Annotated in this window: 24 protein-coding genes and 1 other RNA gene; 6 read left to right on the forward strand and 19 right to left on the reverse strand. The window is 59.9% G+C overall.

The window, feature by feature from the left end; genetic code table 11:
* Positions 1-3 precede the first annotated feature (3 nt).
* The 9 genes from mraY to rsmI form a co-directional block, all read right to left on the reverse strand.
* Complete coding sequence (gene mraY, locus GH975_RS10345) at positions 4-1086, reverse strand: phospho-N-acetylmuramoyl-pentapeptide-transferase (protein ID WP_153714450.1); 1083 nt, start codon at positions 1084-1086, stop codon at positions 4-6.
* Positions 1087-2400, reverse strand: coding sequence for a UDP-N-acetylmuramoyl-tripeptide--D-alanyl-D-alanine ligase (locus GH975_RS10350; RefSeq protein ID WP_170272628.1), 1314 nt, complete (start codon positions 2398-2400; stop codon positions 1087-1089).
* Entirely contained in the window at positions 2393-3808 is a 1416-nt protein-coding gene (locus GH975_RS10355) for a UDP-N-acetylmuramoyl-L-alanyl-D-glutamate--2,6-diaminopimelate ligase (protein WP_153714452.1), read from the reverse strand. Before GH975_RS10355 ends, GH975_RS10350 begins: the two co-directional genes overlap by 8 nt.
* Positions 3805-5499, reverse strand: coding sequence for a peptidoglycan D,D-transpeptidase FtsI family protein (locus GH975_RS10360; protein WP_153714453.1), 1695 nt, complete (start codon positions 5497-5499; stop codon positions 3805-3807). Before GH975_RS10360 ends, GH975_RS10355 begins: the two co-directional genes overlap by 4 nt.
* On the reverse strand, positions 5493-5801 hold the full coding sequence (gene ftsL / locus GH975_RS10365) for a cell division protein FtsL (RefSeq protein ID WP_170272629.1): 309 nt from the start codon (positions 5799-5801) through the stop codon (positions 5493-5495). Before ftsL ends, GH975_RS10360 begins: the two co-directional genes overlap by 7 nt.
* A complete protein-coding gene (gene rsmH / locus GH975_RS10370; protein WP_153714455.1) occupies positions 5798-6724 on the reverse strand; it encodes a 16S rRNA (cytosine(1402)-N(4))-methyltransferase RsmH in 927 nt (308 codons plus the stop codon). Before rsmH ends, ftsL begins: the two co-directional genes overlap by 4 nt.
* Positions 6721-7173 carry a division/cell wall cluster transcriptional repressor MraZ gene (gene mraZ / locus GH975_RS10375; protein WP_153714456.1) on the reverse strand — a complete coding sequence of 151 codons (453 nt, stop codon included), beginning with the start codon at positions 7171-7173 and terminating at the stop codon, positions 6721-6723. The genes rsmH and mraZ overlap by 4 nt, the downstream gene beginning before the upstream one ends.
* Positions 7174-7442: 269 nt before the next feature.
* Positions 7443-7779, reverse strand: an RNA gene (rnpB, locus tag GH975_RS10380) — RNase P RNA component class A.
* 12 nt (positions 7780-7791) lie between these two features.
* On the reverse strand, positions 7792-8721 hold the full coding sequence (gene rsmI / locus GH975_RS10385; protein WP_170272630.1) for a 16S rRNA (cytidine(1402)-2'-O)-methyltransferase: 930 nt from the start codon (positions 8719-8721) through the stop codon (positions 7792-7794).
* On the opposite strand from rsmI, the gene GH975_RS10390 reads away from it, so the two are divergent.
* The 4 genes from GH975_RS10390 to GH975_RS10405 are packed head-to-tail and all read left to right on the forward strand — an operon-like array spanning position 8721 to position 11925.
* Positions 8721-10412: a penicillin-binding protein activator gene (locus tag GH975_RS10390; protein WP_170272631.1), complete on the forward strand. Its 1692-nt coding sequence runs from the start codon at positions 8721-8723 to the stop codon at positions 10410-10412. The two genes, rsmI and GH975_RS10390, sit on opposite strands and share 1 nt — an antisense overlap.
* Positions 10409-10765: a YraN family protein gene (locus GH975_RS10395; protein WP_153714459.1), complete on the forward strand. Its 357-nt coding sequence runs from the start codon at positions 10409-10411 to the stop codon at positions 10763-10765. The genes GH975_RS10390 and GH975_RS10395 overlap by 4 nt, the downstream gene beginning before the upstream one ends.
* Positions 10766-10767: 2 nt before the next feature.
* Entirely contained in the window at positions 10768-11346 is a 579-nt protein-coding gene (locus GH975_RS10400) for a D-sedoheptulose-7-phosphate isomerase (RefSeq protein WP_153714460.1), read from the forward strand.
* A gap of 3 nt (positions 11347-11349) precedes the next feature.
* Positions 11350-11925: a BON domain-containing protein gene (locus GH975_RS10405; RefSeq protein ID WP_153714461.1), complete on the forward strand. Its 576-nt coding sequence runs from the start codon at positions 11350-11352 to the stop codon at positions 11923-11925.
* On the opposite strand, the gene GH975_RS10410 is transcribed toward GH975_RS10405, so the two are convergent.
* The 9 genes from GH975_RS10410 to GH975_RS10450 form a co-directional block, all read right to left on the reverse strand.
* The gene (locus GH975_RS10410) at positions 11922-12329 is read right to left on the reverse strand and encodes a ClpXP protease specificity-enhancing factor (protein ID WP_153714462.1); all 408 of its coding nucleotides are present in this window, start codon (positions 12327-12329) and stop codon (positions 11922-11924) included. The genes GH975_RS10405 and GH975_RS10410 overlap by 4 nt on opposite strands.
* Position 12330: 1 nt before the next feature.
* Entirely contained in the window at positions 12331-12960 is a 630-nt protein-coding gene (locus GH975_RS10415) for a glutathione S-transferase N-terminal domain-containing protein (protein ID WP_153714463.1), read from the reverse strand.
* A 71-nt stretch (positions 12961-13031) separates the two neighbouring features.
* The gene (locus tag GH975_RS10420) at positions 13032-13811 is read right to left on the reverse strand and encodes a cytochrome c1 (RefSeq protein WP_153714835.1); all 780 of its coding nucleotides are present in this window, start codon (positions 13809-13811) and stop codon (positions 13032-13034) included.
* Positions 13811-15064 (reverse strand): cytochrome b, encoded by a 1254-nt coding sequence (locus tag GH975_RS10425; RefSeq protein WP_153714464.1) that lies wholly within the window; start codon positions 15062-15064, stop codon positions 13811-13813. Before GH975_RS10425 ends, GH975_RS10420 begins: the two co-directional genes overlap by 1 nt.
* A complete protein-coding gene (petA, locus tag GH975_RS10430) occupies positions 15064-15684 on the reverse strand; it encodes a ubiquinol-cytochrome c reductase iron-sulfur subunit (protein ID WP_153714465.1) in 621 nt (206 codons plus the stop codon). The genes GH975_RS10425 and petA overlap by 1 nt, the downstream gene beginning before the upstream one ends.
* A 218-nt stretch (positions 15685-15902) precedes the next feature.
* On the reverse strand, positions 15903-16295 hold the full coding sequence (gene rpsI / locus GH975_RS10435) for a 30S ribosomal protein S9 (protein ID WP_153714466.1): 393 nt from the start codon (positions 16293-16295) through the stop codon (positions 15903-15905).
* A gap of 9 nt (positions 16296-16304) precedes the next feature.
* Positions 16305-16733 carry a 50S ribosomal protein L13 gene (rplM, locus tag GH975_RS10440; protein WP_153714467.1) on the reverse strand — a complete coding sequence of 143 codons (429 nt, stop codon included), beginning with the start codon at positions 16731-16733 and terminating at the stop codon, positions 16305-16307.
* 80 nt (positions 16734-16813) lie between these two features.
* The gene (gene zapE, locus GH975_RS10445; RefSeq protein ID WP_153714468.1) at positions 16814-17920 is read right to left on the reverse strand and encodes a cell division protein ZapE; all 1107 of its coding nucleotides are present in this window, start codon (positions 17918-17920) and stop codon (positions 16814-16816) included.
* Positions 17917-18552 carry an alpha/beta hydrolase gene (locus GH975_RS10450; protein WP_153714469.1) on the reverse strand — a complete coding sequence of 212 codons (636 nt, stop codon included), beginning with the start codon at positions 18550-18552 and terminating at the stop codon, positions 17917-17919. The genes zapE and GH975_RS10450 overlap by 4 nt, the downstream gene beginning before the upstream one ends.
* Before the next feature lie 106 nt (positions 18553-18658).
* Here GH975_RS10450 and GH975_RS10455 point away from each other — a divergent pair, with 106 nt between their 5' ends.
* Positions 18659-19084: a YhcB family protein gene (locus tag GH975_RS10455; RefSeq protein ID WP_153714470.1), complete on the forward strand. Its 426-nt coding sequence runs from the start codon at positions 18659-18661 to the stop codon at positions 19082-19084.
* On the opposite strand, the gene GH975_RS10460 is transcribed toward GH975_RS10455, so the two are convergent.
* Positions 19081-19821, reverse strand: coding sequence for a Nif3-like dinuclear metal center hexameric protein (locus GH975_RS10460; protein WP_153714471.1), 741 nt, complete (start codon positions 19819-19821; stop codon positions 19081-19083). The genes GH975_RS10455 and GH975_RS10460 overlap by 4 nt on opposite strands.
* 39 nt (positions 19822-19860) lie before the next feature.
* Between GH975_RS10460 and GH975_RS10465 the strand changes: the two genes are divergently transcribed.
* A complete protein-coding gene (locus GH975_RS10465) occupies positions 19861-21000 on the forward strand; it encodes a S1C family serine protease (protein WP_153714472.1) in 1140 nt (379 codons plus the stop codon).
* The last annotated feature ends 3 nt before the right edge of the window (positions 21001-21003 follow it).

The raw sequence follows: 21003 nt of genomic DNA on the forward strand, positions 1-21003 counted from the left end.
CGGTTAACGCAACTTCAAGCTGGCAAGGCCGATCAACACCAATACGACGGTGATGATCCAAAAACGCACGATCACACGCGGTTCCGGCCAGCCTTTTAATTCAAAGTGGTGATGGATCGGCGCCATCCGAAACACGCGCTTGCCGGTCAGTTTGAACGACGTCACCTGGATGATCACCGACAGGGTTTCCATCACGAACACGCCGCCCATAATCGCCAACACGATTTCTTGGCGAGTCATCACCGCCAAGGCACCGAGCGCGCCACCCAGTGCCAACGCGCCGACATCGCCCATAAAGACCATCGCGGGATAGGTGTTAAACCACAGAAAGCCGAGGCCGGCACCGACCAAGGCGCCGACAAAGATGACCAATTCACCGGTGCCGGGCAGGTAGGGTATCAACAGGTATTCCGAGAACACCAGGTTACCGCTTAGGTAGGCAAACACGCCCAGCGCGGCCCCGACCAGAACCGTTGGCAAAATGGCCAAGCCATCCAATCCGTCGGTCAAGTTGACTGCGTTTGACGAGCCGACAATGACGAAATACGTCAGCACGATGTAACCCAAGCCAAGGTCAAACACCGCATCTTTAAAGAACGGGATTAGCAGCTGAGTTTCCGCAGGCGCCTTGGCGGTGGCGTACATGAACACGGCGGCGGTGAAGGCGATGATCGACTGCCACAGGTACTTCCAACGTGCCGGCAAACCCTCGGGGTCCTTGTTGACCACCTTGCGCCAGTCATCGACCCAGCCCACCGCACCCAAGCCCAGTGTCACAAACAGCAGCACCCACAGGTAACGATTGGACCAATCACCCCAAAGCACACAGCTCAGGGCAATACCGACCAAAATCAGGGCACCGCCCATGGTCGGCGTGCCGCTTTTGCTCAGATGCGCTTCAGGGCCGTAATCCCGCACGGTCTGGCGAATCTGGCGGATACCGAGCTTGCGAATCATGATCGGACCGACCCACAGGGTGATGATCAGGGCCGTGAGCACGCTCAAAATTGCGCGCAGCGTCAGGTACTGAGCGACCCCAAACATTGGGTCAAACTGGGCCAACCACTGGGATAACCAAAGCAGCACTTATTTCTCTCCTTGAATAAAGTCGCTAAAACAGCGTTCCATCCGCGCCCCGCGCGAGCCCTTAACCAGCAGCCAATCGCCGGCGCCGGTGTGGGCTTCAATCCAGCCCGCAACCGCGCCGGTGTCGGCAAATTCTTGGGCGTCAGCACCAAAGCCTTGGGCGATGCGCGGGTCAGTGGTGACCAGAGTCTGGACCCCGATCGTGCGGCAATAGGCGCCCAGTTCGCGGTGCAGCTGGTCCGCCGATTGGCCGAGCTCGTACATGCTGCCCAACACCGCAATACCCTTGGGCGACTGGCTCAGTAACTGGGCAATCGCGGCGCGCATGGCCTGGGGGTTGGCGTTATAGCTGTCGTCGATCAGAGTGGCGCCGGTACTGAGGCGCAGGTACTGGCCGCGGCCTGCTTCGGGCTGCACCTCGGACATGGCTTGAATGCTGTCGTCCAGCGCCAGCCCCGAGGCCACGCAGATCGCCAGCGCACACAGCGCATTGGTAATTTGATGGTCGCCTTCCAGCGCCAGCACCAAGCCCAAACGGCGGCCCTGGTGTTCGACCAGCCAGCCGTCGCCGTCACGAACACCGCGCACATCGGACGCCACATCCAAACCAAAACTCAATTGGTTGCAGGCATCGGCGCGGGCCGCCCAGATGCCGTAGGCTGAATCGTCACGATTAAGCACGGCGATACCGCCCGGCTCGATGTGATCCAGTATCTCGCCCTTGCCCTTGACCACACCTGCGAGGCCGCCAAAACCATCCAGGTGCGCAGGACCGGCCAGCGTAATCGCCGCCACATTGGGTCGCACCAGACCCGCCAGCTGATCGATCTCGCCCTGATGGTTGGCACCCAGTTCCAGCACCGCCTGACTTTCACGCGTGGCCCGAATCAGCGTCAAAGGCACACCTAGGTGGTTGTTGTAGTTGCCCTGGGTGGCCAAGGTCGGTTTCGGCATACAGGCGTTAAACGCCGCCTGAACCAAGCGGCGCGTGGTGGTTTTACCCATCGAACCGGTAATCGCAACGACCCACTTCAGCTCGCGCCGGTGAATCGCCGCCATCTTGGTCAAGGCGACCAAACTGTCACTGACCTGAAGGTCACAATCCGCACGCTCGCCCATCACCCAGGCGCCGCGGGCGCGGGCGTCATCAATAAAGTCATGGCCGTCACGTTGGCCACCACGCAGCGCAACGAATAGATCGCCAGGACCGCAATCGACGCTGTTCATCATCACGCGCCGGGGCATGGCCGATTCAACCTGGTGCAAGGTGGCACCCAGTTCGCGGGCCCAACGACTGAGGCTGCGCTCAAGCATCCAGACCATCCAGTGCGCGACGCGCGACCTCGGCATCGTCGTGATGCATGACCTGGTGGCCAATAATCTGTTCGCGCTCGTGCCCCTTGCCGGCAATCAACAGCGTGTCCTGTGGTGCCATCTGGCGAATCGCCCATTCGATCGCCAGCGTGCGCTGGGTCTGGCGATGGACCGGGCGATGAATCGCCGCTTCGATGTCGTCCATAATCAATTCAGGGTCTTCGGATCGCGGATTATCGCTGGTCAGCACAATACGGTCGGCCAATTGATCGGCCGCCTGACCCATCAGCGGCCGCTTGCCGGTATCGCGATCACCGCCAGCCCCAAAGACGACCCACAACTGACCGTGACAGTGCGCGCGGGCACCGCGCAACGCCGCCGCCAAGCCGTCAGGCGTGTGCGCATAATCCACCAGCACCAGCGGTGACTGACTGATCACCTGCATCCGACCACGCACCGGACGCAGCCCAGCCAGCGTTTTACAGACCGTGGCGAATGCGACGCCCTGGGCCAACAGCACCGCGGCACAGGCCAGCAGGTTGTCAACGTTAAAATCGCCCAGCAACTGGGACTCGACAGTGCCCCGATCAGCCTCGGTGACCAGCTCAAAGGCGACCCCGGATGGGCGCGCCTGAATGTGTTGCGCACGGACCGAACCGCCGTCGCCATACAGGGTCGCCGCGTCGGCCAACGGCGCCAACAGTGCCGCCTCCGGAGTCTGGGCGTTTAACACCCAGTGGCGTGGTCGCAGGCCAACAAACAGGTGCTGCTTGGCCAGTGCATAGCGGTCCATGTCACCGTGGTAATCCAGATGATCACGGCTCAAATTGGTGAACACGCCGACATCAAAGCGCAGCGCCTCGGCGCGGCCCTGTGCCAGGCCATGCGACGACACTTCCATGGCGACATCGGTGACCGCATCGGTGCGCAGCGCCGCCAAATCCGCCTGTATCTGGATCGGATCGGCCGTGGTGTTGCCCGAATAGCCATAGTCGCGGGCGCCGTACACACCCAGCGTGCCCATCGCCGCACTGCGATGACCCAAGGCATGGTGGGCCTGTTGCAGCAGGTCACACAGCGTTGATTTTCCGTTGGTCCCAGTGACACCGACTAGACGCAGGTCATGGCTCGGATCGGCATAAAAGCGCCCAGCCAGGGCACTCAGAGAATGGCGCAGTTGGGGGTCCACCACACAGGGCACCGACAGCTCGCAGGCGCGTTCACAGATAACCGCACTGGCGCCCGATTCAATCGCCGCCTGGATAAAGTCGTGACCGTCGCTGAGTGCACCGCTGACTGCGCAAAACAGCATGCCCGGAGCGATCGCCCGGCTATCGAGCGTCAAACCGGTAATCTCGGGGTTATCGAGGCCGCTGTAATCGCCACACAAATCGCGTAAACGGATCATCGCGCCGCCTTGGCAACAAGCGGCTCAGCTTGATCGGGGCGAATATTCAAAATACGCGCCGCTTCGCGGGTGATGTCAGCAAATGCAGGCGCGGCGGTGTTGCCGCCGTAGAATTGATCGCCCTGTGGATCGTGCATCACGATCGATATGATCAGGCGCGGGTCGGACGCTGGGAATAGCCCGGTAAAACTGGCGTCGTAACGGCGCGACTCGTCGGAGTAACCGCCGACACCGGCCTTGATCGCGGTACCGGTTTTACCTGCGCTGCTGTACCCCGGAATTTTGGCCTGGGTCGCGGTGCCGCCCTGCTCAGTCACCAGCCCCATCATCGCCAGTACTTTGGGAGCAATGCCGCGTTCGAATACACGCACCGGATCAGCCGGCGGCAACCCACGCACCAGCTGAATACCACGCATTTCTCCGTCATTGGCGAACACGGTGTAAGCCCGAGCCAGCTGCAAGACATTAGCGTTTAAGCCATAGCCGTAGGCCAACGTGGCCTGCTCGATGTCGCTCCAGCGTTTGGGTGACGGTAACCGCCCCGCCGCTTCGGCCGGCAGCGACAAACCGACATCTTGGGAAAAGCCAGCCAATCGCAAACGGTCAGCCAAGTCACCCGGCTCCAGGCGCAAAGCGACCTTGGCGGTACCGACGTTGGACGATTTTTTAATGATGCCGGCGGGGTCCAACTCGACATAATTACGATGATCGCTGATGGTTTTACGGCCAACTTTAAACAGCTTCGGGGTCTTGATAACCTCGGTCAGCCCAAGCTTGCCCTGCTCCAGCGCCAGCGCAATGGTAAAGGGCTTGATCGCCGAACCGGGCTCAAACAGGTCAGCAACAAAACGTGGCCGGGTCCGAGCCGGAGTCCGGTCACGCGTTTCATTCGGGTTAAAACTCGGGAATGAAGCTGCCGCCAACACCTCACCCGTTTTGGCGTCGATGACGACCGCACTGCCGGCGACGCTGCGCGTTCGGATGGCCGCGCTTTTTAACGCTTTATAGGTCGCGTACTGAAGGTCCAAATCCAAGGTCAACTGGATATCGTTACCGAAGGCCTCGCTTTCGCCGCCTGGCAAATAACGCACGGCTTTTTGCGGCCGATCGACCAGCACCCAACGGCTGCCGTGTTTCGGCGACATAAACCCGTCAAACGCCAGCTCCAGCCCCTCGCGGCCACGGTCATCAACATCGGTGAAACCAACAATGTGCGCGGTCGCTTCGCCGGCTGGGTAAAAGCGACGCGCCTCGCGGATCGCAGTCACGCCCGGTACGCCCAAGTCCATCACTCGGCTGGCCTGTTGCGGCGTCATGTTACGGCGAATGTACATAAAGCGCCGATCGCGGGCGTCGTTAAAGCGCACCGCCAAGCGATTCATGTCGACACCGGCGGCGTCGGCGACCTGGGACAACCACTCGCCCGGCGGCGGCGCTTTGGACGGGTCGACCGCGACTGACATCCCCGGCGTACTCATCGCCAACGGCTGGCCGTTACGGTCCGAAATCGACCCGCGAAAGGCCGGCACCGCTTCCTTGCGGACACTGATCTGCTCACCCCACGAACGCAGGCGTTCTTGGTCCGACACCTGCAACACGTATAGGCGTGCGACGATCGCCAACGCAATCAACAGCAGACCCGCGTAGGCCAGCCACAAACGCCATACCGGCGTCGCCGAGCGGGTCACCACGACAGCACCTCGTGCTCACTGGCAACCTCGAAGCCTTGCTCACGGGCCCAGGCATCAAGGCGTGCATGCGAGGCCAGTGCACCGACCTCGAGGCCGAGCTGGGAGCGTTCGTTTTGCAAACTTTGAATGCGTGCGAACTGGCTTTGCTGGGCCTGATACAGCAACCGGGTCTCGTGGGTGGTTCGATTGACTGCGATTGCGCTGCCCATGACCACCAACACCATCAGCGCCAAGGACACCACATGACGGTTAGTGAGCAACCCAACTGCGACGGCCAAGGCCTCGAAAAACAGGCTTTTCACGCCGGCACCGCACATTTTTCAGCAACCCGAAGCACGCTCGAACGCGAGCGCGGATTAGCCTCAACTTCGGCCGTGCTGGGGCGAATCGCCTTGCCCAATGGGCGCAGGCGCGGTGCCGGCTGCGGCAGCAATCCCAGCGGGTCACCCGGCGGATTGGCCTGATCGCGGATAAAACGCTTGATGCGGCGGTCTTCGAGCGAATGAAAGCTGATCACCGCCATACGGCCAGCGGGTTTCATCACCGATAGGATTTGCGGCAGCACGGCATCGATCTGCTCGAGCTCGGCGTTGACCGCGATCCGGATCGCCTGAAAAGTTTTGGTGGCCGGATGGCGGCCTGGCTCCCAGCGTGGGTGCGCCGCCTTGACGATCGCCGCCAATTGCAGGGTCCGCTGAATCGGCGCCTCGACACGCGCCTCCAAGATAGCACTGGCGATACGCGACGCGTTCTTCTCGTCGCCCAAGGTTCGCAGCGCCCGCGCCAAGTCCGGGTGCTTAACACGCGCCAGCCAGTCAGCGGCAGACACCCCCCGGGTCGGGTCCATGCGCATGTCCAGCGGGCCGTCAACCTGAAAACTAAAGCCACGATCGGCGACATCTAACTGTGGCGAGGACACCCCCAAGTCGGCGATGATGCCGTCGACTTGCCCAGTCAAACCGAGCGAACCCAGCTCGGATTCAAGATCCCCAAAGGCTGCATGTACCGCCACGAATCGGGGATCGTCGGCAAAGCGGGCACTGACGAACGCGATCGCATCCGGGTCACGGTCAAAGCCGATGACGCGGGCGTCCTCTCCCAGCTGACTCAGTAAGTAGGCGGTATGGCCACCACGGCCCAGGGTGCAGTCGACGTAAAGGCCATTGGGATCGGCAAGCACCGCATCGACGGTCTCGTGCAGCAGTACACTGACGTGGGCGCTCATAAGGTGAAGCCGGCTAACGCATCGGCATCGGCATCGTCATCCTCGTCCGCCAAGTAGGCTTCGGTCTTGGCTTGCCACAGGGTCTCGGACCAAATCTCGAAACGCGAATTTTGACCCATCAAAACGACACGCTTTTCCAGTCGAGCGTGCTCGCGCAACACCGCCGGTAGCATGATTCGACCGGCCGAGTCCAAATCCAAGTCGGTGGCGTGGCCAACCATCATGTACTGCAGGCGACGCGCCGCCTTGGTGTGGTTGGGCATGGCATTGATTTGTGACTCGACCGTGGCCCAGTCCGGCGCCGGGTACAGCAGCAGGCAGCGCTCGCGATGATCAACGGTCAGGACCATTTTTTGGGCGCAACGCTGCTCGATCACGTCGCGGAACCGCGTCGGAATCGCCAGACGCCCCTTGGCGTCTAAGTTGACCTGCGTTATGCCTCTAAACATCCTGCTCTAAATACCCACTGTTGCGTTCAAAAATTCACTTTTCGACACTTTTTACCAAAATTTCCCACCAACGAAGTCTAGAGACGCCTCGGATCAGGGTCAACCAAGCTTGGGGCTTGGTGCCAGACCAATAAGTCGTTTATTTTCAAACAGTTAGTCGTACTGTATATAAGAACAAGTGGCGCAAAAAAGCGCGCCCAAAATCGCAAAATCAACGACTTACGGCGCGCGGCGGAAGTAACTTCGAGAAGAAAAGTTTTTTAGGAATAAGGTGAAGACGACCTATAAGCCGGGTTCTGTCGTGGACAGTCATTCATCTAGGCGCGCCATCGCTGACGCGCTCAAGCAACCTACCCGGATCCAGCGCGAGCCACGCCAAAGGATCCCTATTTGGTCTTGCTCCAGGTGGGGTTTACCCTGCCATCCACTGTTACCAGGGATGCGGTGCGCTCTTACCGCACCTTTTCACCCTTACCCGAAGGCGGTATATTTTCTGCGGCACTTTCCGTGGGCTCACGCCCCCCAGGCATTACCTGGCACCTTGCTCTATGGAGCCCGGACTTTCCTCCCGCCATTTACATGGCCGGCGACTGTCCAGTCGTCTTCGGCGCGCAGTGTCTAGGCTTTGCCGTCGTTGTGCAAGGCTTCAATCAGCTCAAACAGCTCACGCCGTGAACCACCGGTGATTTCGGCGGCGACCTTGGCCGCTTTCGAGGGTGGCAGCGCCTTAGCCAAGGCCTTGAGCACGCGCATTTGGTCAATCTCACTGCCCTGACGCTCGCCGGCACTGACCACCACCGCGTATTCGCCGCGGGCGTGATCGCTACTGGCGTCGTACCACGCCTGGGCTTCGCCGACCGACCCGCGCCATATTTGCTCATGCAGCTTGGTCATTTCGCGGCAAAATGCGACCTGCCGGTCCGGCCCACACTGATCCACCAGATCACGAATCAAGACCGGCATTCGGTTGGCCGACTCGTACAACACCATCGCCCCGCCGGAACGCTCGCCACGTTCCAACCGATCGCGCCGGCCGCTGCCCTTGTGCGGCAAAAATCCAAGGAACTGCAGGTGATCCATGGCGAAACCCGAAACCACGGTGGCAGCCAACAGCGCCGACGCCCCCGGGATCGGAATAATCGGCACCCCTTGGGCAATCGCCTCACGGACCAGCGGCAAACCCGGGTCGGACAGCAGCGGTGTCCCAGCATCACTGACTAATGCCAAGGGCATATCTCGAGCCTGGGCCACCAATTCCGGGGCCAAACGGGCTTCATTGTGCTGATGGACGGCAATTAATCGCGGACTCAGACCGTAGGCCGTCATCAATTGACGGGCACGTCGCGTATCCTCAGCCAATACGATCTCGACTGACGACAACACCCTCAGCGCCCTAAGGGTTAGGTCCCCAAGGTTGCCGATGGGGGTCGAGACCACGTAAATTGCGGGCTCAATAGGCCCTCTTGCGACCAAACGCTCTGGAATTTGCAACGATGAAAGCTCCTCAAAATCATGCCACTCGACGCCGCCTATGGCTGGCGACCGCATTGACTGCAGCATTGTTGGGCGGGTGTGCCAGCGGGCCGGGCACCACGGTGGTAACGCCTCTGGACACAGAACTTGCGAGTCTGACGCAATTAGCTGGTGCCGAACAGGCCTCTCAGTTGGCGCTGCAACTGGGCGCACTCAACCGCTCCGGCCAATTCGAGCTGGCGTTGGCGCTGTCGCAGCGCGTTCCGGTGGACGCTGCGCTCGGGCCACTGTATCAACAGGTTGAACGCCAAGCGACCGCCGCCATGATCGGCGTGGGCGACTACAATGGCGCCTTGGCCCGTATCGAGCGCGCCAGCCAAGCCCCGGACCAACTAGAATGGCTGGGGTTGGAGACGCAGGCCTACGATGGTCTGGGCGACCAGCGCGCCGCCATGGCTGCGCTCGCCCGCTTAATTGAACTCACCCCGGACGACGCCAATGGGCGCTTGCTAGGCGATATCTGGGTGCGCGCCCAGCTGGCCAGCCTACTAGACGCAGGCGGCGACGATGCCGTCAGTGGCTGGCTGGCGCTGGCCCAAGCCGCCGAAGCCGGTGCAGGCGACGTGCGCGCGTGGCGCAAAGCCTGGCCGGATCACCGCGCCAACCGGGTTCTACCGGCCGACATCCAAGCGCTATTAGCCAGAGGCTGGGCCAAGCCCGCACGCATTGGCGTGATCTTGCCCCTGTCCGGACCGCTGGTTGGGGTCGGCTCCAACCTACTCGACGGCATCATGTCCGAACAGCTGAGTGACCGAAGTACCACCGTAATCGTCAGTGATGGCAGCCTAGGGGTCGAGGCGGCGGTGGCCGAACTGACCGCGCAGTCGGTTGACTTAATTGTTGGCCCCCTGCCGAAAGACCAGGTCAATCAATTGCTGGCGATGGCCATTGATTTGCCACTTCTGACCCTGAACTACAGCGACATCGAGGCCGATGCACTGGCGCCACGTGCGCAAATGGGACTGGCGCCGGAAGACGCCGCACGCGATGCGGCACGGTTGATGATGCTGGACCTTGACGACCCACGGCGCCCCATCGTGTTGGTGCCGGGTGACGCGACCGGCGAGCGTGTCAGCGCGGCTTACATCAGCGAATGGACCGACAACGGGGGTGTCGCCCCAGTCATCGCGCCCTACCTCAACGACAACCAGCGCCAAGTGGTCGCGGATGCGATCGGCATCGCCGCCAGCCAAGCCCGGCACAGCGCACTGCAGCGACTGTTGGCCGCGGACTTGGAGTTTACGCCACGCCGACGCGCAGACATCAGCAGCGTTTACATCTACGCCAACGCCGTCACCGCCGCCCAGCTTAAACCCTTGCTGGCGTTCTATTACGCCGGCGACCTTCCAGTGTGGGTCGCCGACGCCGCACTGGACCGGGATCTGGACCTGGTCCGCGACGACCTGGTCGGTGCCAACCTTGTGGCAATGCCATGGCAGCTCGATAGCCTGGCTGATTCGAACGTACTATTTGAGCTCGGACGCGATGCCTGGCTGCTGGCCAATAGCTTGGACAGCCTCGCCCAAGGCAACGCATTCGACGGCCGCACGGGGCTGTGGACCCTGGAATCCGAGCGTCTGACTCGTGCGATGAGCCCGGCGCGCCTAACAGCCGAGGGCTTCACCGCCCTCGAGCGACCGCCAGAGCGGGCTGAACCGCTGGCGACAGGACTGCCTGCCAACAGCGCCCCGCCGCTCGAACTGTGAGCGACCGCCAGGCCCGCGGCCTCGCCGCTGAGAACTGGCTGATTGGGCGCCTGGCCAACCGCCGGGTTCAACTCAGGCACCACCGCTATGGCTGCCGGCTTGGGGAAATTGACTTGGTGCTGGAAGATCCGGACCACATCGTCATGGTCGAGGTCCGCTACCGCAGCTCGCTGACGGCCGCCATCCAGAGCATTGACTGGCATAAACGCCGACGGCTCAAAGCCTGCGCGTATGTCTGGCTGGCAAATAACCCTACCGACAAAGTCATTCGCTTTGATACCGTAGGCATTAGCGGAACGCCACCAAACTGGCGGCTTCGCTGGATACCCCACGCATTTGAGATGGATGATTGACCATGCTGGAGCGCATCGCCCAGGATATAGCCGAGCACCAAGCCGCGGTCACTGCACTGCAAACTGAACACGCCGCCAGCATCGCGCAAATCGCCGCTCGGCTGACCCAGACGCTGTTAAGCGAGGGTCGGATACTGGTGTGCGGCACCGGGACTGCGGGGGCGCTGGGGCAAATGTTTGCCACTCACTTGAATCATCGACTGGATCGCGAGCGACCATCGCTGCCAGCATTGTCGCTCAACAACGACACCCATTTGATCAATGCAGTCGCCACCGCGCACGGCTCGGCTAACGTCTTTGCCCATCAGATACGCGCCATGGGCCGGGAGCTGGATTTGTTGGTGGTGCTGAGCGCGACCGGCAGTGAGCCGGCATTGATGAAGGCGGTCCAGGCCGCCCACGACCAAGACATTGGGGTCATCTTATTAAGCCAGCACGAGGGTGGACAGATTTCGTCCCTGAGCGGCTTTGAGGACCAGGAGCTACGACTGCCCGCGGTAACCCCATCGGGGGTGGCGCAGTTGCAGCTACTAACTCTAAACTTACTAACACAATCCATTGAATCGCAACTGTTCGGGTAAACCATGAAAAAACTAGTCAGCGTCACCCTTATTTCCGCAGCCGTTATGCTGAGCGGCTGCACCACCGTCGTCAGCAGCATCGTCGACGAACCGATCCAACCGAACATCGGCAGCCGAACCTTTGGCGGCTATGTCAGTGACCAACTGATTGAAGAAATCACCTCGGTCAACCTAAACAAGACGTCGGAAACGCTGAAGCAATCGCATATCGTCGCCACCACGTTTAACGGCACCACTTTGTTGACCGGCCAGGTACCCGACCAAACCACCCAGCAAGCCGCTCAGGCCGTGGCCGCACAGGTGCGCGGCGTCAAAAAGGTTGAGAATGCGCTGACCGTGGCCGGCGCCACCAGCTTTGGTGTACGCGCCAACGACGCCTACTTAACCGCCGCGATTAATACCGCGCTGGCGAAAGATCTCGGATTCACACTGGCACGCCGAACCAAGGTAACGACTGAAGACGGCACCGTGTATTTGCTGGGATTTTTGACCGAAAACGAGATTGCTCAGGTCACCGCGTCCGCGCAAAGCGTCGGCGGTGTTGAGCGGATCGTCGCGCTGTTTGAACGAATCGACTAACGGACGATGCGCAGCCCCGGACGCGAAGGCGTCGGGGGTTCATCATCCGGATCGGCGTCGGCGCCTTCCGGCTCGACCCCTGCGGGCGGATCACCTGGCTCGGTCAAAAACTGCATGCCCTCGCCCGTCTCTTTGCTAAAAATACCTTTGACCGCCGCCATTGGCACCCATACATTTTCGGGCTTGCCGGCGAAGCGCGCCGAAAAACTCAGGTCAGTATTGGTAATGCTCAAATCGCGCACCGCCGACGGCGACAAACTCAGCACCACCATACCGTCCTGACCGAACCCAGCAGGCACCTGAACGCCGTACTGAGTTTCATCGACCATGATGTGCGGCGTGGCGTCGTTGTCGAGCATCCACTCGTACAGACCGCGCAACAGGTAAGGACGCGATGAATTCATATCAGTCGCGCATTTCCGCTTCGACTTCAGACATCGACAGCTGGAAACACTCGCGACCAAACACACGCTCGCCGTATTCACGGATCGCCACGGTGCTTTTGGCCGGCAAGTCCAAGCCGAGCAAGTTCGAGCGCCACAAAATCGGCGCAACCGCGCAATCGACCAAACTAAAGTCGTCGCTCATGAAGTACGGCTTTTCTTCGAAAATCGCGTTGGTCGCGATCACCGAATCACGCAGTGCTTTACGCGCCGTGTCGACACGCTTGCCGGTTTTCTCTTTCAAGATGACTCGAGCCAACGCGGTCCACTCACGGTCAATACGGGTAATCATTTGGCGACTGTTGGCACGCGCCACCGGGTAAACCGGCAGCAACGGCGGGTGCGGAAAGCGCTCGTCCAGGTATTCCATCATCACGTTGGCTTCAAACAACGACAGATCACGATCCACCAAGGTCGGCAGTTTTCCATAGGGGTTGAGCTCACGCACTTCGTCCGGAACGTTTTCCGGGTCGCAGTCGACGATCTCGACGGTCACGCCCTTTTCGTGCAGCACCATGCGCACCCGGTGCGACATAATGTCAGTCGGGTCGGAGAAAAAGGTCATTGAAGAACGTTTGGTGACCACGGTCATGTGGGGTCTCTCCTTAAAATACAAAAACCCCCGCAGGCAATCCCACGGGGGTTGATCAAGCCTAGGCTGCGTTAGTGAACGTCTTTCCAGTATTCACGCTTAAGCAGGTACGCCACGATAAAGAACACAAACAGGAACAACAGAACGTAGATACCCAGACGTTCCGATTGGGCTCGGCTAGGCTCAGCAACATAGGCCATGTAATTTACCAAGTCGTAAATGACTCGATCATACTCATCAGCCGACAGCTGACCGCTGCCCTCGACCACGTCCAACACGCCACACTGATCTTCCAGTATCGGGTTGCCGGTTAGCGGATCGGTTTTAACTACGCCATTTTCTTTGACCGGTGCATTCGTGCACACCAGCCGCTGCTCGCCCTGCAACGGCTGCAAAGCGTGCGGCATTCCGACCTTAGGGAACACCAAGTTGTTCACGCCCAAAGGACGCGACGGATCGGTGTAAAAGGTCTTGAGGTAGGTATAGACCCAGTCGTTACCACGCTTACGCGTGACCAAGGTCAAATCCGGCGGCGGTGCGCCGAACCATTCACCCGCGGCATCGGCCGGCATTGAAATGGTACCCAGGTCGCCAATTTTCTTGTGGCCCGGCAGCAAGTGCTCCTCGAACAGGGCATTTGAAATACCCAGGTCATTCGCGGTGCGCTCGTAACGCTGGTATTCCATGCTGTGACAGCCTGCACAGAACTGGCTGTAGGTCGCCAGTCCGCGCTGCAGCGACGGCTGGTCCGTCACGTCGGTATCAATGTGTTCCAGCGGGTAGCCAGAGCCACCGGCCGCTACTGCGGCGCCTGACACCAGAGTCAGCGCCAATAAAATTCCCTTAATCATCAGCCAGTCACCCTTGTCGGAGCAGGTTTGCATTTTTCCATCCGCGTGTACCAAGGCATCAGGATGAAGTAAGCGAAGTACAACGCGGTGCACAGCTGCGCCAGCGCGGTACGGCCAGGCGACGACGGAATCGCGCCCAAAACACCCAGGATGACGAAGGACACGGCAAACACCGCCAGCCATACACGCGAGATCCAGCCTTTGTAGCGCATGGAGCGAACCGGCGAGCGGTCCAACCAAGGCATGACAAACAGCACCGCAATCGCCGCGCCCATAAAGACCACACCCCAGAACTTGGCGTCCAACCCAAACATCGGGAAGGTAATCGCGCGCAAGATGGCGTAGAACGGCGTGAAGTACCAAACCGGCGCAATATGCTCGGGGGTCTTCAGCGGGTTAGCCGGTTCAAAGTTCGCGTACTCCAAGAAGTACCCGCCCATTTCTGGGAAGAAGAACACCACCAAACTAAACACAAACAAGAATACCGCGACACCGGCAATGTCTTTGACTGTGTAGTACGGGTGGAAGGGAATGCCGTCCAACGGCTTACCGTTCTCGTCTTTGTTGTCCTTGATATCAATGCCGTCGGGGTTGTTAGAGCCGACTTCGTGCAAGGCCAAAATGTGCAAAACGACCAAACCGGCAATCACGAACGGCAATGCAATGACGTGCAGTGCAAAGAAGCGGTTCAAGGTAATGCCCGAGATCAGGTAGTCGCCCCGGATCCACTGCGCCAAGTCCGCACCGACCACGGGGATCGCCCCGAACAGTGACACGATGACCTGAGCACCCCAGTAGGACATTTGCCCCCACGGCAGCAGGTAGCCCATGAAGGCTTCTGCCATCAGCGCCAGGTAAATGGCCATACCGAACAACCAAATCAGCTCGCGCGGCTTTTGATACGAGCCGTAAAGCAAGGCGCGGAACATGTGCAGATAAATCACGACAAAGAACGCCGAAGCACCGGTCGAGTGCATGTAGCGAATCAGCCACCCGAACTCGACATCACGCATGATGTACTCGACCGAGGCGAATGCACCTTCGGCGCTGGGTACATAGCTCATAGTCAGCCAAATACCAGTCAGGATTTGGTTAACCAGCACCAACAGCGCCAGTGAGCCAAAGAAATACCAGAAGTTAAAGTTCTTGGGCGTGTAATACTTGCCCAAGTGCTTATCCCAGGCGTCAACCACGGGCAGACGTTCGTCAATCCAGCCCAACACGCCTGTTGCTGTACTTTTACGCAACGCCATTATGCAACACCCTCATCTTCACCAATCACCACAATCGCGTCAGTTTCATAGCGGTGCGGCGGAACCACCAGGTTCAACGGCGCAGGCACAGCTTTAAAGACACGACCGGCCAAATCAAACTTAGAGCCGTGGCACGGACAAAAATAGCCGCCCTGCCAATCAGCCCCCAAGTCGGCAGGCCCGACTTCGGGGCGGAACTGCGGCGAACACCCAAGGTGCGTACAGATCCCGACGGTGATAAAGACTTCGGGCTTAATCGACCGGGTTTTCTTATCAACGTAAGACGGCTGCTGTTCTTTGGCAGACATCGGATCGGCGACCGTGTCGACCAGCGCATCCAATGATGCCAGGTTGGCTTCGGTGCGGCGCAAAACGAACACCGGCTTACCGCGCCATTCGGCACGAATCTGTTCGCCAGCGCGGACCTTACTGACGTCAACACGGACGGGGGCGCCGGCGGCCTTGGCCTTGGCACTCGGGTTCCATGAACCGACAAAGGGGGTGGCGACGCCAACCGCGCCAACCGCGCCCATGGCCGCCGTAGCGGCCACTAAGAACTTGCGTCGACCTGGATTGACCGTCGAATCATCAGGCGTTTCCGCCATGGTGGAGTCGGACATGCTGGGTCCTCTAGAGAGTAAAGGGTTGCGATATAAAATTCCGCGCAAAGGATAGGGTTTCAGGCGCGCGTAATCAAGTTTTGGGTGTAAGCAAATAGCCGCACAGGGGCGCTTTTCACGGCCGATTGGCGCAAAACCGAAAGCGGCAGGCGACCGCAAAATCGAGCGCCCACAAAAAAGCCCGGACCAAGCCGGGCTTTCGCACCACCAAAAGCGTATTAACGCTTCGAGTACTGCGGACGCTTACGCGCTTTGTGCAGACCGACCTTCTTACGCTCAACCATGCGCGAATCGCGGGTTACAAACCCAGCTTTACGCAGCGCAGGGCGCAGAGTTTCGTCCATTTCCATCAGGGCACGTGTAATGCCGTGACGAATTGCACCCGCCTGACCAAATTCACCACCACCTTTGACGGTGCAGTAAACGTCGAGCTTTTCCAACATCGCAACCAATTCCAGCGGCTGACGCACGATCATACGTGCGGTCGGGCGACCGAAATACACGTCCACCGGACGCTGGTTAACAGTAATAGTGCCGTTACCGGGGCGCAAAAATACGCGTGCGGCTGAGGTCTTGCGTCGGCCTGTGCCGTAGTTCTGAATCGCTGACATAATCGTTCCTTACAGAGCCAGAGGCTTCGGCTCTTGGGCCGCATGCGGATGTTCCGCACCAGCGTAAACTTTAAGTTTGCGATACATGGCGCGACCCAAGGGGTTCTTAGGCAGCATGCCCTTTACGGCAAACTCGATCACTTTCTCGGGACGGCGTTCGATCAACTGTTCGAACGAGGCTTCTTTCAAGCCACCCGGAAATCCTGTGTGGTGGTAATACATCTTGTCGCTTGCTTTGCGGCCAGTCACTGCGACTTTCTCTGCATTTACTACGACGATGTAATCACCGGTGTCTACGTGAGGCGTGTACTCGGCCTTGTGCTTACCACGCAGACGGCGTGCAATCTCAGTCGCCATGCGACCTAGAGTTTGGCCCGCCGCGTCTACTACCAGCCATTCGCGGCTGACTTCTTCTGTTTTGGCGCTGAAAGTCTTCATAATTCCTGCTGCTGCTTGTGGGGCGCACCCCATTAACGAGGGGGAGGATTCTATAGAGCGTCCCCGATGATATCAACCCCTCATGGCAAATGCGGTTGAGCCAAATACTCTTGACTCTGCATTTCCGTGAGTCGGGACACGGTTCGATCAAATTCAAAGGTCACACGAGACCCCTGATAGAGCGACATTAACGGCGCCTCGGCGCTGACGATCAATTTAACATTACGGTCGTAAACTTCATCAATTAAATTTACAAATCGTCGTGCGGCATCGTCCATCTGATCGGTCAGGACTGGAACGTCCGAGACCACCAGTGCATGAAAACGCTTAGCCAACTCAATGTAATCGCTGGTCGATCGCGGGCCCTGGCACAACTCTTTAAAGCTGAACCAGACCACATCGTCGCTGATCGCCCGGGTACTGAATTGACGACCATTGACGTCAATCTTTACGCCCTCGTGAACCTGACCGGGCGCCAGCTGGGCGAATTCCTGAGCCAGCAAAAGGTCCGCATCCGGCCGCTGGGCATCCAGGTACAACTCGACCTGGGTCAACACGCGCAACCGCCAGTCCGTACCACCGTCCAGATTAAACACCTCACAGTGCGCATACAGCATGTCAATGGCCGGCAAAAATAAGGCCCGCTGCAAGCCGTCTTTGTACAGCCAGCGTGGCTCGACGTTGGAGGTGGTGACCAATGCCACCTGGCGCCGGAACAAGCCTCGAAACAGATTCGCCAAGATCATCGCATCGGTGATGTCGGTGACGATGAACTCGTCCAAGCACAGCACCCGCATATCATCCGCCAAACGATCGGCGACCCGCTCTAGCGGATCCGGCTGGCCCTGCATTTCACGCAACTGGGCGTGCACGCTCAACATGAACCGGTGAAAGTGAATGCGCTTTTTGTCCTCGAACGGCAGGCTGTCGTAGAACAAGTCCATTAAAAAAGTTTTGCCACGCCCGACCCCGCCCCAAAAATACAGCCCGCGTTCGGGCAAGGGAGGCGGCGGTGGCTTCCAGCGCCCTAACAGGTTACTGACAAAGCCCTTGGCCGGGTGCGCCGGCTGAAAATTGATCAGGCGGGAGCGCAGCTGGTCCAGCATCCCGACCGCAGCGGCCTGAGACGGATCAGGGTAGATCTCGCCGCTATCCAGCAGCGCCTGATAGCGCGTCAGCGGATTCATCGGCGCTGCGCCTCCAGCCAGGCCTGGACGGCACGCTTCAAGGGGCCCAAACGGCCGTGGTAGAAATGCCCACCGACCTCATCGATGACACAACTCGGCGGCGTATGCTGAGCATCAACCCACGCCTGCATCGAGACCGGGGTAACCACGTCATCATCGCGGTTAAACGCGACCAGGGTCGGCACCTGACTTTGCACGGCGGTCATATCAAAGCGACTGGCGGCCGGGGCAATCAACACCAAGCCGGCCACGGACTGGCGCTCGGACAGTTTGGCGGCGATATAGCCGCCAAACGAAAAGCCCATCAACCACAGCCGAGCATTCGGGTAGCGCCGGCGCAGCTCAGCAGCGGCCAACTCGGCGTCGTCGACCTCGCCACGACCTTCATCCCAGACCAGCGCACTGGCGCCGACCCCGCGAAAGTTGAAGCGCAACGCCGGCAGCCCCAAATCACGCGCCATCCGAACCAGGGTGGTCACGACCTTATTGTTCATACTGCCCTCGTGCAGCGGATGCGGATGGCACACCAGCGCCACATCGGACACCGCGGGGTCGGGCTGATCGACGGCGACGGCCGTCAATACAGCCTCCAGGTAATCAATTCGCAGGGGGATTTCTTGGGGCCGGGACATCAGCTGCCTCAATCAGATTAGATACAGAGCTGAAAGTGTAAACGCTACCCCACGCCCTCCCAAGGCTTGGTACACTGAAACCGACGAAAAGAGGAAATTGGGCTTTATGACTACCGCATATTGGTTTTACTTAGCCGCCATTGGCCTGGTCGGCTGCGGCATCGGATTCACGTGGGGCCGCAACACTCGGCCTGACTTAAAGGCCCGCGCGGACTTAGAGTCGCGCATGCAAGAGGCCGATCAGCGCCACACGGCCCTGCAACACCAAATCAGTGACCATTTCAACGAGACCGCTCGGCTGGTCAACCAGCTGTCCAGCCAATACCGCGCGGTCCATGAACACTTGGCCGAGGGCCAACGGGCGCTGATGGATCCGGCTGATATCGACCCGGACAGCGAGATCAAGGCGTTGATCGAGCCGCCGGCGCCGGAAACATTACTGGCGGACGACGCCGCTCAACCGCGCGACTATTCAGAAACCCCGGGCACACTGAGCGAAGCCAGCCAGCGCGGCCAAACCAGCGCCTCTTAAACGGGGCTGGCGATCTCGATAAACTGATGCGCCAGGCCGCACTGCTCGGCCAGGCGCCGGCCCAAGGCCTGAACCCCATAGCGCTCGGTGGCATGATGGCCGGCGGCAAAGTAATGCACCCCCGCCTCACGCGCCAGGTGCACCATGGGTTCGGAAATCTCCCCGGTAACAAAGGCGTCGACGCCCTGATCGATGGCCGATTGAAAGTAGGACTGGGCCGCCCCGGTGCACCATCCCAAACGATGAATCGGCCGCCTGGCGTCAATCCACAACGGCGCCTGGCCCAATTTAAGCGCCAACGCGGCCGCCATATCAGCACCGGATATGGGGTCGCAACTGCCTAAGTTTCCGATCCCCTCGGGGTTCAACGGCGCATCCGAGCGCCAGCCCATCAGACGCGCCAATTCGGCGTTATTGCCCAGTTGTGGATGCGCATCCAGCGGCAAGTGATAGGCCAGCAGGCTGATACCCGCTTCCAGCATGGTTCGCACCCGGCGTCCCTTGAGGCCGGTTAGGGTCTGCGATTCGCCTTTCCAAAACCAACCATGGTGAACCAACAGCGCGTCAGCGCCCGCGTCCACCGCCGCATCAATCAACGCTTGGTTAGCGGTCACTCCGCTGACCAGCGTCCGGACGGGCCGATCACTGTCCAGCTGAAGCCCATTGGGTGCGTAATCGCTGAAGCGCTCAGGCGCCAGCCACGCATTGATTTGAGTTTCCAGTTCGGTCGGGGTCATGGCATCCGCTTTATCAAGGTTTGTGCGTAAGATACGCACATGAATCGACTTCGTGAACAGATCGCTGCAATTGCCAGCACCATTGCCCTACCCGCCGTCGCAGGCTTAGCCATCGCCATGAGCGTACTGTGGTGGCAAGGGCGTGATGGCGCGCCGCAACTGTCGCTTAACGTATTGCCCAGCGCCGAGCGCAGTATGTCGACGCCGCCGCCCGGCAGCTACCGTGAAGCGGTCTCCCGGGCCGCACCGGCAGTGGTCAACATCCACACCTCGACCCAGAACTTGGCCGCGGACCACCCGCTACTAAGTGACGCCACGCTGCGTCAATACCTCAACAGCAATCTTCGCCAGGACCGCTCGACGGCACCGCTGGGCAGCGGCGTGATCATTTCCAACCAAGGCCACATATTGACCAACCATCACGTCATCGCGGACGCACCGGTGGTATTGGTCGAGCTGCGGGATGGGCGACGCGCCATTGCGCGGCGGGTCGGCAGCGACCCTGAATCGGACCTGGCGGTACTGCAAATTGAGCTGCCTAATTTGCCTGTCATCCCGATCGCACAATCGCCCTCGCAAATCGGCGACAGCGTACTGGCCATTGGCAACCCATTTGGCGTCGGCCAGTCCGTCACCAAGGGTATTTTGAGCGCGACCGGGCGGATTGCCGGACTGGCCACCTTTGAAGACTTCATTCAAACCGACGCGGCGATCAACCCGGGTAATTCGGGGGGCGCCTTGACCAACATATTTGGCGAGCTGATTGGCATCAACAGTGCCATATTTAGCCGCGGTGGCGGCTCGCAAGGCATCGGCTTCGCCATCCCGACCAGTTTGGCGCTGGACGTCATGCAGCAGATTTTGACCTTTGGCCGAGTGATTCGAGGTTTCTTGGGCATCGAAGTCGAAGCCCTAAGCGATGAGCTGGGCAAAACTCTGGGTGTGATGGATGGGCTGGTAATCACCACCGTGTACCGCGACAGCCCGGCGCAGATTGCCGGCATGCTGCCCGGGGACGTACTGGCCGCGATTGATGGCCGCCCGGTGACCAATGGCCGCACCGCGATGCTGCAAATTACCGACATGGCGCCGGGCCAAAAAACCGTGCTGACGGTGCTAAGGGAACAAACGCAGCTGGACCTGAATGTCGAAATCGGCGTGCGACCCCAAGCCCAGTAGTCC

This window comes from Litorivicinus lipolyticus (genome assembly GCF_009650135.1).
Classification (GTDB): Bacteria; Pseudomonadota; Gammaproteobacteria; order Pseudomonadales; family Litorivicinaceae; genus Litorivicinus; species Litorivicinus lipolyticus.